17 protein-coding genes are annotated in these 14,332 nt (G+C 39.8%); all 17 read right to left on the bottom strand.

What is annotated here, in order from left to right; translation table 11 throughout:
* Positions 1 to 45: 45 nt before the first annotated feature.
* The 17 genes from qcrB to hisD all read right to left on the bottom strand — a co-directional run bounded on the left by qcrB (position 46) and on the right by hisD (position 14,329).
* Positions 46 to 720, bottom strand: coding sequence for a menaquinol-cytochrome c reductase cytochrome b subunit (gene qcrB, locus IEV41_RS01680; RefSeq protein WP_188386721.1), 675 nt, complete (start codon positions 718 to 720; stop codon positions 46 to 48).
* Positions 721 to 725: 5 nt separating this feature from the next.
* Positions 726 to 1,229, bottom strand: coding sequence for a QcrA and Rieske domain-containing protein (locus IEV41_RS01675; RefSeq protein WP_188386720.1), 504 nt, complete (start codon positions 1,227 to 1,229; stop codon positions 726 to 728).
* 142 nt (positions 1,230 to 1,371) lie between these two features.
* Positions 1,372 to 1,827, bottom strand: a complete 456-nt coding sequence (locus IEV41_RS01670; protein WP_188386719.1) for a YpiF family protein — start codon at positions 1,825 to 1,827, stop codon at positions 1,372 to 1,374.
* Positions 1,828 to 2,000: 173 nt separating this feature from the next.
* On the bottom strand, positions 2,001 to 2,555 hold the full coding sequence (locus tag IEV41_RS01665; RefSeq protein WP_188386718.1) for a ReoY family proteolytic degradation factor: 555 nt from the start codon (positions 2,553 to 2,555) through the stop codon (positions 2,001 to 2,003).
* A gap of 66 nt (positions 2,556 to 2,621) precedes the next feature.
* Complete coding sequence (locus IEV41_RS01660; protein ID WP_188386717.1) at positions 2,622 to 3,881, bottom strand: tetratricopeptide repeat protein; 1,260 nt, start codon at positions 3,879 to 3,881, stop codon at positions 2,622 to 2,624.
* Positions 3,874 to 5,178 (bottom strand): 3-phosphoshikimate 1-carboxyvinyltransferase, encoded by a 1,305-nt coding sequence (aroA, locus tag IEV41_RS01655; protein ID WP_188386716.1) that lies wholly within the window; start codon positions 5,176 to 5,178, stop codon positions 3,874 to 3,876. The genes IEV41_RS01660 and aroA overlap by 8 nt, the downstream gene beginning before the upstream one ends.
* Before the next feature lie 98 nt (positions 5,179 to 5,276).
* A complete protein-coding gene (gene hisC / locus IEV41_RS01650) occupies positions 5,277 to 6,365 on the bottom strand; it encodes a histidinol-phosphate transaminase (protein ID WP_188386715.1) in 1,089 nt (362 codons plus the stop codon).
* Between the two features lie 4 nt (positions 6,366 to 6,369).
* Positions 6,370 to 7,452, bottom strand: coding sequence for a 3-dehydroquinate synthase (aroB, locus tag IEV41_RS01645; RefSeq protein ID WP_188386714.1), 1,083 nt, complete (start codon positions 7,450 to 7,452; stop codon positions 6,370 to 6,372).
* Positions 7,452 to 8,624: a chorismate synthase gene (gene aroC / locus IEV41_RS01640; protein ID WP_188386713.1), complete on the bottom strand. Its 1,173-nt coding sequence runs from the start codon at positions 8,622 to 8,624 to the stop codon at positions 7,452 to 7,454. The genes aroB and aroC overlap by 1 nt, the downstream gene beginning before the upstream one ends.
* A 250-nt stretch (positions 8,625 to 8,874) precedes the next feature.
* Positions 8,875 to 9,648: a CheR family methyltransferase gene (locus IEV41_RS01635; RefSeq protein WP_188386712.1), complete on the bottom strand. Its 774-nt coding sequence runs from the start codon at positions 9,646 to 9,648 to the stop codon at positions 8,875 to 8,877.
* 94 nt (positions 9,649 to 9,742) lie between these two features.
* Positions 9,743 to 10,057 (bottom strand): phosphoribosyl-ATP diphosphatase, encoded by a 315-nt coding sequence (gene hisE / locus IEV41_RS01630; RefSeq protein ID WP_188386711.1) that lies wholly within the window; start codon positions 10,055 to 10,057, stop codon positions 9,743 to 9,745.
* 12 nt (positions 10,058 to 10,069) lie between these two features.
* Positions 10,070 to 10,375 (bottom strand): phosphoribosyl-AMP cyclohydrolase, encoded by a 306-nt coding sequence (gene hisI, locus IEV41_RS01625; protein WP_188386710.1) that lies wholly within the window; start codon positions 10,373 to 10,375, stop codon positions 10,070 to 10,072.
* On the bottom strand, positions 10,372 to 11,127 hold the full coding sequence (gene hisF / locus IEV41_RS01620) for an imidazole glycerol phosphate synthase subunit HisF (protein WP_188386709.1): 756 nt from the start codon (positions 11,125 to 11,127) through the stop codon (positions 10,372 to 10,374). Before hisF ends, hisI begins: the two co-directional genes overlap by 4 nt.
* Entirely contained in the window at positions 11,121 to 11,840 is a 720-nt protein-coding gene (hisA, locus tag IEV41_RS01615; RefSeq protein ID WP_188386708.1) for a 1-(5-phosphoribosyl)-5-[(5-phosphoribosylamino)methylideneamino]imidazole-4-carboxamide isomerase, read from the bottom strand. Before hisA ends, hisF begins: the two co-directional genes overlap by 7 nt.
* On the bottom strand, positions 11,813 to 12,442 hold the full coding sequence (hisH, locus tag IEV41_RS01610) for an imidazole glycerol phosphate synthase subunit HisH (protein WP_188386707.1): 630 nt from the start codon (positions 12,440 to 12,442) through the stop codon (positions 11,813 to 11,815). Before hisH ends, hisA begins: the two co-directional genes overlap by 28 nt.
* Positions 12,439 to 13,032: an imidazoleglycerol-phosphate dehydratase HisB gene (gene hisB, locus IEV41_RS01605; RefSeq protein WP_188386706.1), complete on the bottom strand. Its 594-nt coding sequence runs from the start codon at positions 13,030 to 13,032 to the stop codon at positions 12,439 to 12,441. The genes hisH and hisB overlap by 4 nt, the downstream gene beginning before the upstream one ends.
* A complete protein-coding gene (hisD, locus tag IEV41_RS01600; RefSeq protein WP_188386705.1) occupies positions 12,995 to 14,329 on the bottom strand; it encodes a histidinol dehydrogenase in 1,335 nt (444 codons plus the stop codon). Before hisD ends, hisB begins: the two co-directional genes overlap by 38 nt.
* Between the last annotated feature and the right edge of the window lie 3 nt (positions 14,330 to 14,332).

Here is a 14,332-nt window from a genome sequence, read left to right as displayed (position 1 = left end):
TTGAACTCACAAATCATCTTTAAGTGTATAACTTTATACACGCCCTTACAGCGGACCTGAAACACCTTGCTTACGGATAATAACAAAGTGAGCTGCCATTAATCCGAATAATGCTGCTGGTAAGAAGAAAACATGAATTGCAAAGAAACGTGTTAATGTTTGTGCACCAACGATTTCTGCATCCCCAGCTAGAAGCGTCTTAATATACGGTCCAATAAGCGGTGTTTGTTCCGCAATTTGGATACCTACTTTTGTTGCGAATAACGCTTTCATATCCCAAGGTAATAAATAACCTGTAAATCCTAAACCTAACATAACGAAGAAAATTAATACCCCAACAATCCAGTTTAACTCACGAGGTTTCTTATAAGCACCTTGGAAGAATACACGTAACGTATGTAGGAACATCATAACGATAACTAAACTCGCACCCCAGTGATGCATACCACGTACGATTTTTCCGAATGCTACTTCGTTTTGTAAGTAATAAACAGATTCCCATGCATTTTTAATATCAGGAACATAGTACATCGTCAAGAACATACCTGATAAGATTTGGATAACTGTTACGAAGAATGTTAGCCCACCAAAGCAATAAACAAACGCTGAGAAATGATGAGCTGGGTTCACGTGTTCTGGAACTTCGTGATCCGCGATGTCACGCCAAAGAGGTGTAATATCTAAGCGCTCATCTACCCAATCATAAATTTTATTCAACATAGCCCTTACTTACCTCCCTTTGGTCTTGCTTTACCTAAATAAAGTGCACCGTCTTTCATATCTGAATCGTACACATCAAGTGGAGCAAGCGGAGGTGTTCCTGGAACATTCTTTCCATCTTTCTCATATCGTCCCGCATGACACGGACAGTAGAATTGATTTGGATGAGACGGATCACTATTCCAGTCAATTGTACAACCTAAATGCTTACAAACAGGTGATAACGCAACGATTTCCCCACTATCTGTTTTGTACACCCACGCTGATTTAGGCTCGTCCGATTTGTACCAACCATCTACTTGCTTGACTTTGAAGTCAACTTTCTTCGGTTCTGTTGTAATATCTTTCTCCAATAATCCAACTGGAACCATGTCTTGCTCTTTTGCAGGTTTTAATACTGGATCAACCGCAAAACGAACCATTGGCATCATAATTCCTGCTGCCATAAATCCCCCTACGCCAGTTAACGTATAGTTTAAGAACTGACGACGTGAAACTTTTCCACTCATGAAAATTCCCCCCTCTATAAAACATGAATGAGCTAATGAGTCTATATAAAGATAAAACTAGGACACTATCATAATATAATACTGAACACAAAACGGTCAATATCATACTACTCCCAATATTAGAAATAGTTAATTTACCGCATTATTCCCATTCTTTCTTCAATAAAGTCATCACTTCATCGATTTGGGCATGCAACAATTCCTGCTGTGTCTTCTCATCCATCATCGCTAATGGAAGCGCAGGAAGCCAAATAACTGTTCCTTCTACTTCTTTCTCCATCTCTTTATTAAGATGATCACTTGTTAAATAGAACACATGCTTAAGGCCTTCTTTCTTCAACACTTCTTCCCATGCACGTAGGCGTTCTTTCTTGCTGACTACCTCTTCATGCACTAAGTATGTAAATGGTGGTAACAACAGGATTCTTCCCTTGTACTTGTGTTCCATCGCCTTACTAAATAGTGAAATAAACTCACCTGATTTCACCGCTACCTTCGCTTCTTCGCCCCATGTAATAGGAACTAGAGGAATGATAGCTGTATCAACGTATTCTTTTGCGCTTAACGCAATTCCTATATCTTTTTCATTCCAATCCATTTTACTCTCTCCCTGTTGTTAGATGAATCCATATAATTCTATTAAAGCACAATCTTTCTTTTTTTCAAAAAGATAACCCTTCGTTTTAGAAATTTTTTTTAGCGATAAAGAAAACGCTTCCTCTCTTACAAAAACAATAAAAAAGAAAGTAAGGAATTTCCCTTACTTTCTTTTTAGGATGATTTACTACTAGACAGAGCCTTCAATCTCTCCGTTAACTGCTCAAACGCTTCTTTATCTTGGCGATCTAACGCCTCATCAATAAGTTGCAACACTTTCTTTCGTTGATACACTTGAATGCTTTCTTCGAGGACACGCTCTGCAATCATACGATCCTTTTCATTTCCTTCCAGATTCTTCGGCAAATACGGATTATCTTCCACTACTGCGACATACTGGGCATTTTTGAAAGAGTCTTTAAAATTCAACTGAATATAAATATCTTCTTCACGATTTAAACGGATATCATGAAAAGACTTTTCCGCATCAGTTGTCATCACATTTTGCTTGTAGAAATGAAATGGACTTTCTTTCACACAATTTGCTGACATTACAATTCCTCTCGGACAATACTTCGCATGCTCGACAAAGTGAACCTTCCTCATCAGTTGATCGTGGCTCATTAAGTAATTCAGAATCCACACACATTCACGTTGCTTCAACTGATAATTACCTAAAAACCATTTCACAAAGTCTTTCTTTTCATTCACAGAAACAGGGGTCGTCATTTTGTATTCCCTCCTCTGTTCATTTTCTTTAGTTATTTACATTCCATACGCACGTTATAAATTCCTTCATTCACCGTTCAAATCTTGAATAATTTCTTCTACATGCATAAGCGTAGGATCAATCTTTAATGCACGCTCAAATAATCGCTTCGCTTCTTCTCGTTCGCCTTCCTCTATTAAAAAGTATCCGTACTCCTCTAAGAAGCTGACATCATTCTTAAAAGAAGTATATGCTTCCTGATAATGTTTGTATGCCTCTTCATACATTTCCAAATGCCTTTTCGCCGTTGCGAAGTCCCATTCAAACTGTGGATCATGCTCTCCGTGCTTTTGTGTATCCTCTAATAATTGAACAGTTTCTTCATACTTCTCCTCATTAATATATAAGTGAGAAAGCATTAATGTTCCTTCTACATGACTAGGTTCTAAACTTAGCGCTTCACCTAACATTTTCTCTGCTTCTTCTGTCTTTTGTTGTTTTACTGCGATTTTTGCGGCTGCAACATATAAATCAATGTTATACTCATCTGTTTTCAATCCTTCTTGCAACGTATCATAACTCTCTTGTAACATCTCTTCATGCTCATAAGCTCGTGCTAATAAGATATAGATACCTGTGAAGTGCGGATCCATTTCTTTCAACTCTGTTAACACACTAACTGCACGTGTGTAGAACTCCGCTTTCACTAACGTCGTTGCATATTGGAACATTGCATATAATTCTTTCGTATCCTTTAAACCTTCTTCATAATACTCGATTGCCTCTTGCCATTCACCGATACCACTTAAACTTTCTGCTAAGCGTAGTGAAAGCGAAATGCCGTTCATTTCTTTATGTTCTTCTATCAGGCTACGGTAATACTGTGTGCTCTTGTAGAAATCTTCACGGCTTAAATAAAACTCGGCTAAACCGAACGTAATAATTGCTTCATCTGGCATTAACTCTTTCGCTTGTAGTAATTTTTGCTCCGCCACTTCATCAATACCTTGCATTTGATAAATATCTGCTTGTAGAACTAACGCTTGTACGTATACGCTATCCTCAGGTGCGATATCATTTAACACTTCCATTGCCTTATCTTCTTCATCAAGCTCTAATAAGATTTCTGCACGTAAGATGTTAATTTGCCCTTCTTCTGGATACTTCAATGCTAATTCTTCAACTAACTCCCCTGCTTCTTCCATAAAACCTAACTGCATGTAATAATTTGCTACGTAAAACTTCTCATCATCAGAAGCTGTCTTTACAAATCCTTTTAATTGTTCTAGTCCTTTTTCTGTTTCTCCATGCTCAATCCATGAAATGATTGTTTCTAAATTACTCATTTTCCTTTACTCCTTCTGCTAATTCCTTAAGTTGTTCAAAGAAATTCGGATATGATACCGCAACGCTATGCGCTTGTTCAATTGTCGTTTCTCCTTTTGCTAACAGAGAAGCGATTGCTAACATCATTCCGATGCGATGATCACCGTAACTATTTACAGTATTACCTGATAACGAAGAACCACCATATATTTTCATCCCATCTTCTGTTGCTTCAATATGTACACCTAATTTCGTTAACTCGTCCACAACTGTTTGAATACGGTCTGTTTCCTTCACACGTAATTCTTTCGCGTCTTTAATAATTGTTACACCCTCTGCTTGTGATGCAGCTAAGGCAATGATTGGGATCTCATCAATCAAGCGTGGGATAATATCTCCACCAATCTCAATCCCTCGTAATGAAGACGTTTCAATTGTAATCGTTGCAATTGGCTCTACTTCCTCATCTTCCATCTCAACATGAATGTTAGCACCCATTTGCTCTAATACGTCAATAATGCCTGTTCTTGTCGGATTCACGCCCACACCTTCTAACACAAGGCGACTATTTGGCACAACCGCACCTGCTACTAACCAAAATGCCGCCGATGAAATATCTCCTGGAACGACAATATCTGTAGCACGTAACGATTGTTTACCTTTTAACGTAACTGTCAATCCCTCTACTTCTACATCAACACCAAACGCTCGTAACATACGCTCTGTATGGTCACGAGATTTCGCTGGTTCCGTTACAATCGTTTCGCCTTCTGCTTGTAAGCCCGCTAACAAAATCGCCGATTTCACTTGGGCACTCGCAACAGGTGATGTGTAATGAATACCTATCACATTACCGCCACGAATTGAAACAGGCGTGTAGTTTCCACCTTGGCGCCCTTCAATTGCTACTCCCATTTCACGAAGTGGTTCTGTCACTCGCTTCATCGGGCGTTTTGCAATAGAGTCATCACCAATTAAGCACGAATGAAACGGTGTATTTGCTAATACACCGAACATAAGACGAATAGTCGTTCCCGAGTTTCCAACATTCAATATGTCTGTTGGCTCTATTAACCCTTCTAATCCATCCCCTTCAATTTCCACAAAACTCTCTTTTTGCGTAATCTTTACACCGAGTTTACGGAAACAATCGATTGTACTTAAGCAATCCTCACCTGGCAGAAAGCCTTGTACCGTTGTTTTCCCTTTAGCAATACTACCGAACATCACTGCACGATGTGAAATTGATTTATCTCCAGGTACCGTAATTGTACCGTTTAGACCTGTACGTGTAGAAGTTAATACTAGCTTCTCCATTTTTCCCCCTCCTACTTCATTATGTACTTCCTTTTCTATTAAATAAGGAGAAAAGGAAGGGATTTCTCCCTATCTACAAGAGACACCCCCTCCTATTCTCACCTTGCTTCATCTACAAGACGTTGAAGTTGTTCAATACATCCTTTATTCTCTTCTGCTGTTCCAATCGAAACGCGAATCATACTTGGAAATCCTAACGCACCACCCGAACGCACAATATACCCTGCACGAAGGAGCGCTTGAAATGCCATATCTCCTGAAATACCAAGCTCCATTAAAATAAAGTTCGTTTCAGAAGGATAGTAGAATAGACGATTCTTCCTACAAAAATCATAATAACGTTCTAATTCTTTACGGTTCTTCTCTCTACACTCTTCAACAAAAGCTATATCTTCTAACGCCACAACGGCACTCGCTTGTGCAAGACTAGACGTATTAAACGGCAGACGAGCTACTTCTAATTGCTCAATTAACTGTGCATTGGCAACAGCATAACCAATTCGTAAGCCCGCTAACCCATATGCTTTCGAAAATGTACGCATCACCATGACATTTGGATATTGATGAATAAGCGGTAATGTTTGAGGATAATCTGTTGCTACAACATACTCGTAATACGCTTCGTCTAGTATAACAAGTGTAGAAGGTGGAACTTCTCGTAAGAAAGATATTAATTGTTGTTCATTCACATACGTTCCTGATGGATTATTCGGGTTGCAAACCCATACAATCTTCGTATGTTCATCAATTGCCTGCAACATTGCAGGTAAATCGTGCACTCCGTCATATAAGGGAACTTCTCGTACTTCTGCCCCCTCTATAACAGCATGATGACTATATTGTGAAAAAGTCGGAGTCGCTTGCACGATATTATCTTCTTGTGTTAATAGTGCTCGACTCACTATTTGAATCACTTCATCTAGACCACTACCAAGTAGAATTTCATCCTTATTTACAGAAAGGTGTGTAGAAATCGCTTCTTTCATTCCTGTTCCTGCCCCATCTGGATACACAGATAGAGAAGCTTGTTCATACAGTGCTTGCCTTACTCGTTTTGAGCATCCATACGGATTCTCATTCGAAGCAAGTTTAACTACTTTTTCTAAACCTAATTCCCGTTTTACTTCATCAATCGGTTTCCCCGGTTTATACGCTTGAAGCAACGATAACTGTTGTTTTGCTTTCATGTCCCTACTCCCCTTTTATAAAAGTCGTTAAAACACGTAAAACATCCTCATCATTTACTTTCCTTACTTCCATCTGTCCAAGCTCTTTCATTAATACCATATGAATCGTATGCTCATATGATTTCTTATCTTTTTTCATTTTCTCCATTAAGCGATGTGCATCTAAAGAGCAATCAATCGTTGGATAATCAAATCGCTCTAGCAACGCTTGTAGACGCGAAACGTTTAAGTCTTTTCCATACACATGCTCGCTCATGCGAAGTGCAAATACCATTCCAATTGCTACTGCATCTCCGTGGGTAATTTTCCCATACCCTAACTCTGATTCTATTGCATGTCCAAGTGTATGACCGAAGTTCAAGAACGCTCGTACATTACTTTCCTTCTCATCTTTCGCAACAATTTGCGCTTTAACGTTAATACCTTCTTTCAACACATGAAGAAGTTTTTCGTCTTTCAAATCATCTAACGTACTAACTTCCTTCTCTAGCCACGACAGAAACTCTTCCCCTGATAAATACGCATGCTTAATTACTTCTCCATAACCAGAACGCCACTCTTCAACGGGTAACGTTGCTAAAAATGGTAAATGGTAAATAACAGCTTCCGGCTGATGGAACGCTCCAATAATGTTCTTCCCAAGCGGATGATTAACTGCTACCTTTCCACCAACAGCACTATCGTGTGCCAACAACGTTGTTGGCACTTGGATAAATCGAATCCCACGCATATACGTCGCCGCTACAAATCCAGCTAAATCACCAATCACCCCACCACCAAGCGCTAAAATGATTGAATTACGATCAAGACCAGACTGCAATGCAAATGTTTGACACTCATAATAGTTCTCAAATGATTTGCTTGCTTCTCCGCTTGGAACAACATAATGATAGACAGGTATTGAATCTTGTAAATTCGTTCTTACTTCTTCTAAATATAATTCTGCTACCGTTTCCTCACTAATGATGAATACACTGGAGACACGTGGTGTCAATCCGTCAATCACGTCACTTAACGAGTAGATTGCGTCATTGCCGATAAACAACGGATACTCTTTCGAAGCTGTCTTAATCGGTACTTCCACCATTAGAACAACCTCGCATGTTCACGATGCTTTGCAATATTTTCACGAATAACATCCATGTTATCCACGCCGAATTGTTCGATTAATGCGTTCGCTAATTCCCACGCTACAACAGACTCTGCTACGACACTTGCAGCTGGAACAGCACAGCTATCTGAACGTTCAATGCTAGCCTTATATGACTCTTTCGTGTTAATATCCACACTTTCTAACGGCTTATATAACGTCGGAATTGGTTTCATAACACCACGGACAATAATTGGCATTCCTGTCGTCATGCCACCTTCAAAACCACCTGCATTATTTGTACGACGCATATACCCTTCTTCTTCGCTCCACGTAATTTCATCATGAACAACACTTCCAGGGCGACGAGCAGCATCAAAACCAATTCCAATTTCAGCCCCTTTAAAAGCATTAATACTTACAATTGCACCAGCAACTTTCGCATCTAACTTTCGGTCATAATGAACGTAACTTCCGACTGCTGGAGGCATTCCTTCTACAATAACTTCCACGATTCCACCAATTGAATCTCCGTTTTCTTTCGCTTCATCAATTGCTCTCATCATCTTACCTTCTGCCTCTTTATCTAAGCAACGTACCGGTGATTCTTCTGTTCTATCTTTCATTTCTTCTAATGATGGATATGTATCTAACTCCGCCTTTACACCGCCAATTTCTAATACGTGAGAAGTGACATGAATACCTAGTTCTTCTAAGAACTTCTTCGCTACTGCACCTGCTGCAACACGAACTGTCGTTTCACGTGCAGATGAACGCTCTAATACGTTTCTCATGTCGCGGTGATTGTATTTAATTGCTCCGTTTAAATCCGCATGTCCAGGACGAGGTTTTGTAATTTGACGTTTCACTTCTTCTGCTTCATCATGTCCTACTGGTTCACTTCCCATAATTTTTGTCCAGTGCTTGAAATCATCATTGACAACAACTAACGCAATTGGCGATCCTAATGTTTCCCCATGACGTACACCCGCTGTAATTTGAACACGGTCTTTTTCAATTTGCATACGACGGCCACGACCATGCCCTTTTTGACGTCGCTCTAATTCTCTATTAATATCTTCTTCTGTTAATGACAACCCAGACGGAACACCTTCTAAGATCGTAGTTAATTGTGGTCCGTGTGATTCTCCTGCCGTTAAGTATCTCATATACTATTCTGCTACTAAAAAAACATAGACAACCATTCCTTTAATAGCAGGTTCACCACCTTTCTTTTCTCTCACTTTTTCATTGTTTTGAGCTATTTCTCCACTTGATTCTACCTATTTTTTCTATAAAAGCATGATTAATAATTTCCCCCATCAACCCATGCCCCATTACCTATATTCCCACTACTATACCACAAAAGAGGGATAAAAAATACTTATCCCTCTACTCTTTTCTAGCCGAAATATCCGCTTATTTCTTACGATAGAAAAACGTCTCTTCCGATGCGAATCCATATGTAGCTGCGTTAAAGATTTGCTCGGTACTTCCGACAAATAACACACCGTTGTCACGTAAAGAACGACTAAATTTATGATAAATTGTCGCCTTCGCTTCCTCTGTAAAATAAATTAACACGTTACGACAAACGAGTAAATCTACATTCTCTTCATAAGCATCCGCTAACAAATTATGTTTCTTAAATGTCACACAACGCTTAATACTAGGATCAATCTCATACATCGTCCCTTGCTTCTTGAAATACTTATCTCTCAGCTTCGGTGGCAATTCTTGCAACGATCGTTCTTGATACACTCCTAACCTCGCACGTGCAATGACATTCTCATCAATATCTGTTGCGATAATTTGAAATTTTGTCGTTGGTAAATGTTCACTCAAAACCATCGCTAATGTGTATGGTTCTTCTCCTGTCGAACAAGCCGCACTCCATATTTTCAGCTTCTCATTCGGCTTCATAATAGAAGGGAAAATCTTCTGCTCCAACACTTCCCATCGCTTTCCATTACGATAAAATTCTGATACATTAATTGTCATGCGATCTAAGAACTCATAATATAGTTCTTTATCTGATGCAATTCCATCAAAAAATTCCTTAAAGCTTTTATACCCCTTTTTTTCGTACAAGCTCTTTAAGCGTCGCTTCATTTGCGCCTCTTTGTACTGCAACAAATCAATACCTGTCTTCTTATAAATGAGTTTCGTAAATTCCTCGTATGTATAGTCCATCTTCTATTCCCCTGTTTCTCATTTTCTATTATTATATCAAAAAACAGAAAGAAGCGAATAGGCTATACCGCCCTCCTACAAAAGTCCCTTGTATCTATAATTGGTCAACAACTTTCCGTTCACCTATTTTCGATATTTTCCCTCGTCGTGCATGTAATTCCTCTAGTACTGCTTCAATTGGAATTTCTTTCTCAGCTAATAGAACAAGACAATGATAGGCCAAATCAGCTAGTTCTTTGACGATTTCTTCTTTATCATCATTCTTCGCTGCGACAATAATTTCTGTACACTCTTCTCCTATTTTCTTTAAAATCTTATCTTCTCCCTTTAGAAACAAGTAACTCGTATACGATTCTGGCTTAACATCTATCTTTCTCGCACATATTTCCTCATACAACTCTCGAATCATATTTCTACCCCCTTACACTATTTTTGTAAAGAAACATGAATACTCTCCCGTATGGCAGGCCACACCAATTTGTTCTACACGTACTATTAACGTATCCTGATCACAATCTATATACATTGACCTCACATGTTGCACGTGACCTGACGTTTCTCCTTTGTTCCATAATTGTCCACGCGAGCGTGAATAAAACCACGTCCGCTTCGTTTCTAGTGTCTTCTGAAACGCTTCTTCATTCATATATGCTAACATTAATACGTCATTCGTTTCGTCCTCGACAATAACAGCTGGGATTAAACCTTTCGAAAAGTCTAACTTCATCTCCTTATCTCCACTCCCTCCTCTGCAAGTGTACACTTCGTTTCCTGAATAGACGCTTCTCCGTAATGAAAGATAGACGCTACCAACGCTGCATCGACAGTTGTTTCCCGAAACACTTGAACAATATGTTGAATAGAGCCACATCCTCCTGATGCAATAACCGGAATACGAACAGCTCGTGATACAGACTCAAGCAATTCCACATCATAACCATTTTTTGTCCCATCCGCATCCATACTCGTTAGCAAAATCTCTCCTGCTCCGTATTGTTCTACTTCCTTTACCCATGCTAATACGTCTATACCAGTATCAATACGCCCACCACTAACATAGACGTGCCATGTATCTCCATGCTTCTTTGCATCAATTGCTACGACAATACATTGAGAGCCAAATATTGCCGCACCTTCTCGAATTAAATCTGGATTTCTAACAGCAGATGAATTAATTGATACTTTGTCTGCACCAGCACGCAGAAGAGCATGCATTTCCTCAATAGAATTAATCCCGCCACCAACAGTAAGTGGGATGAAGACGCGTTTTGCGACTCTTTCTACAAGGTCTATCATCGTTTTACGTCCTTCATGCGTTGCAGTAATATCGAGAAAGACTAGTTCATCTGCCCCCTCCTCATTGTAACGTTCCGCTATTTTGACAGGATCACCTACATCTTGTAAACCAATGAAGTTAATCCCTTTCACTACACGACCACTCTTCACATCGAGACACGGAATAATTCGCTTCGTTAACACTGATTCACAACCTTTAGTGCATCCTCTAACCGTAACCGTCCATCATATAACGCCTTTCCAGTAATAACTCCATATACACCCAATTCTTTTACTACTTCAATATCAAGAAGATTACTTACACCACCAGAAGCAATAAGTTGAACAGACGTCGCATCCTTTACTTTCTTCAATTTCTCCATATTTGGTCCCTCTAATGTCCCATCCCGTGAGATATCAGTGAAAATAATTGTTCGTACCCCTATTGCTTCCATCGACTTCGCAAATTCCACGTAATGAACATCACTAGTCTGTATCCAACCATGCGTTGCGACGTAATTTCCTTTCACATCAATTCCCACAGCGATCTTCTCACCATATTTTTCAACAGCTTCTTTCACTAACTCCGGCTTCAGAACCGCGGCCGTTCCGATAATAACACGAGACACCCCCGCTTCTATTAACTGATCAATATGACCAAGTGATCGCACTCCACCACCGACTTGAATAGGAATTGTAACATTCTTCGTTATTTCTTTAATAATTGGCAAATTCACCAACTCACCATCTAGCGCCCCGTCCAAATCGACAACATGCAACACTTGTGCCCCTTCTCGTACAAATGCGAGTGCTTGCTCAAGTGGATTTGTATTCACGACTGTTTCTTGCTGAAAATCACCTTGATACAACCTTACACATCGGCCATTCTTCAAGTCGATTGCTGGGAAAACGAGCATGCTTCCACCACCTTTTTAAAGTTTTGTACTATCTGTAAACCAATATCTCCGCTTTTTTCTGGATGAAACTGCGTGCCATATATATTTTTGTACGATATAATCCCAGGTACACGTACACTGTACTCACTCGATGCATCTATATAACAATCGTCGCATTCTACATAGTAAGAATGGACATAATACACGTAAGGATTTGCTCGCACACCAGTTAGCAACGGTGTTTCCTTCCGTTGTTCTAACATATTCCACCCCATATGTGGTACTTTATTCGTATAAGGTAAATGATGCACTGTACCTGGAATAATCTCTAATCCTTCTGTCCATTCTATTTCTTCGCTATTTGTAAATAACAATTGCATTCCTAAGCAAATCCCTAATAATGGTTTCCCATCGGCCACTTCTTCTCGTATACACACATCAAGTTCTTTCTCCTTCAATTGGTGCATAGCTTTCGGAAACGCACCGACCCCCGGCAAAATAATCCCCTTACTCTTCTTGATTTCATCTCTATCTGATGTTAAAACAGACGACAAACCTACTTTTTCTAACGCTTGTATCACACTACAAATATTACCCATGCCATAATCAATAACCGCTATCATGAAGAAAGCATTCCTTTCGTAGAATTGATCCCAACTATTTGTTCATTAATCGTTACAGCTTCTCGTAATGCCCTGCCAAAGGCTTTAAATAATGCTTCGATTTTATGATGCGTATTCGTTCCATCTATCACTTTCATATGCAAATTCATCTTCGCATTCATACTTACCGCTCGAAAAAATTCTTCCGTTAACTCTGTATCAAAGCTACCTAACTGCGGATTAGCAAAAGTGGCATTAAATACAAGATACGGCCTACCACTTATATCTAACGACACGAAGCCTAACGATTCATCCATCGGTACATAAGCTGTACCGTAACGATTAATTTGTCGCTTCTCTCCTAACGCCCCGTCCAGACACAATCCTAAAACAATCCCCACATCTTCAACGGTATGATGCGCATCAATATGTAAATCCCCATCCGCTTGAATCGTTAACCCAAAACGACCATGCTTTGCAAACAACGTCAACATATGATCAAAGAAGCCAATACCAGTTTGAATACTCGGCTCATACTGCTCATCTAAATCTAGATTAATCGTTATTGTCGTCTCATTTGTAATACGGGTATGTTTGTAACGCCTTGCCATCTTCCTTCTCCTCCTCTTCTTGAAAACGGATTGTAATAGCTTGGGCATGAGCATGAAGCCCCTCTGTCTCAGCTATTAGACAAATTGCTTCGTTCACTTCCTGCAACGCATCCTTTGAATAAGAAAGAAAACTAGATTTCTTTATAAAGTCATCCACACTAAGTGGAGATGAAAAGCGAGCTGTTCCACTTGTCGGTAATACATGATTTGGACCTGCCATATAATCACCCAACGCTTCTGGTGTATAAGGACCTAGAAAGATGGAGCCAGCGTGTTTCACAGCATGAAGGTATTGAATAGGATCTTGTACGTGGAGTTCGAGATGTTCTGGTGAGAGTTCATTTGCAACATCGATAGCAGCTTGAACAGTCGGAACAACGATAATTGCACCATACTGCTCTAATGCCTGCTTGGCAATTTCTTTACGAGGTAAATGTTCTATCTGAGAAATTAACTGCTCTTCTAATTCATTAGCTATATCCCTACTCGTCGTTACACATACAGCCATCGATTTTGTATCATGTTCTGCCTGTGATAGCAAATCGGCTGCAATAAACGCTGGGTTTGCTGTTTCATCCGCTACAACAATAATTTCAGAAGGTCCTGCATGCATATCAATATCCACAATACCGTATACCGCTCTTTTTGCTAAGGCAACGTATTCGTTTCCTGGACCGACAATTTTATCTACCTTCGGAATCGATGCCGTTCCGTATGCAAGCGCAGCAATAGCTTGTGCTCCGCCCACACAATACACCTCATCTACACCAGCTATTGTAGCTGCCGCTAATACTGCCGGATTTACCCCTTCTTTATGTGGCGGCGTAACGAGAATTATCCGCTTCACACCAGCTATTTTTGCCGGAATAACATTCATAAGTACAGACGAAGGATACGATGCGGTACCACCAGGCACGTATACACCAACAACTTCTAATGGACGAATCAACTGGCCACGAATAACTCCTGGCTGTTCCGCATCAATATACGATTGGCGCTTCTGGCGCTCGTGATAACACCAAATATTCTCCTTCGCTTTTTGTAAAGCTATTAACAATTTCTCATCTATTCGATTTAACGCCTGTTCCATCTCTTTCTCACTAACACGAAAAGAAGGAGAATCTACCTGATCAAATCGTTTCGTGAATGCTCGTAATGCCACATCCCCATCCCTTTTTACTGCTTGAATGATTTCTGTGACGAGTTTCTCTGGTACTCCCTTCTCATTAGCTAGACTACTTCGCCACTTCTTTATTTCTTGCACAATTGTTATAGCGTCACCATTCAGCCTTTTCATATT

Source organism: Priestia taiwanensis, assembly GCF_014638355.1.
Lineage (GTDB): Bacteria > Bacillota > Bacilli > Bacillales > Bacillaceae_G > Priestia_D > Priestia_D taiwanensis.
This window is presented reverse-complemented; position numbering and strand designations above follow the sequence as displayed.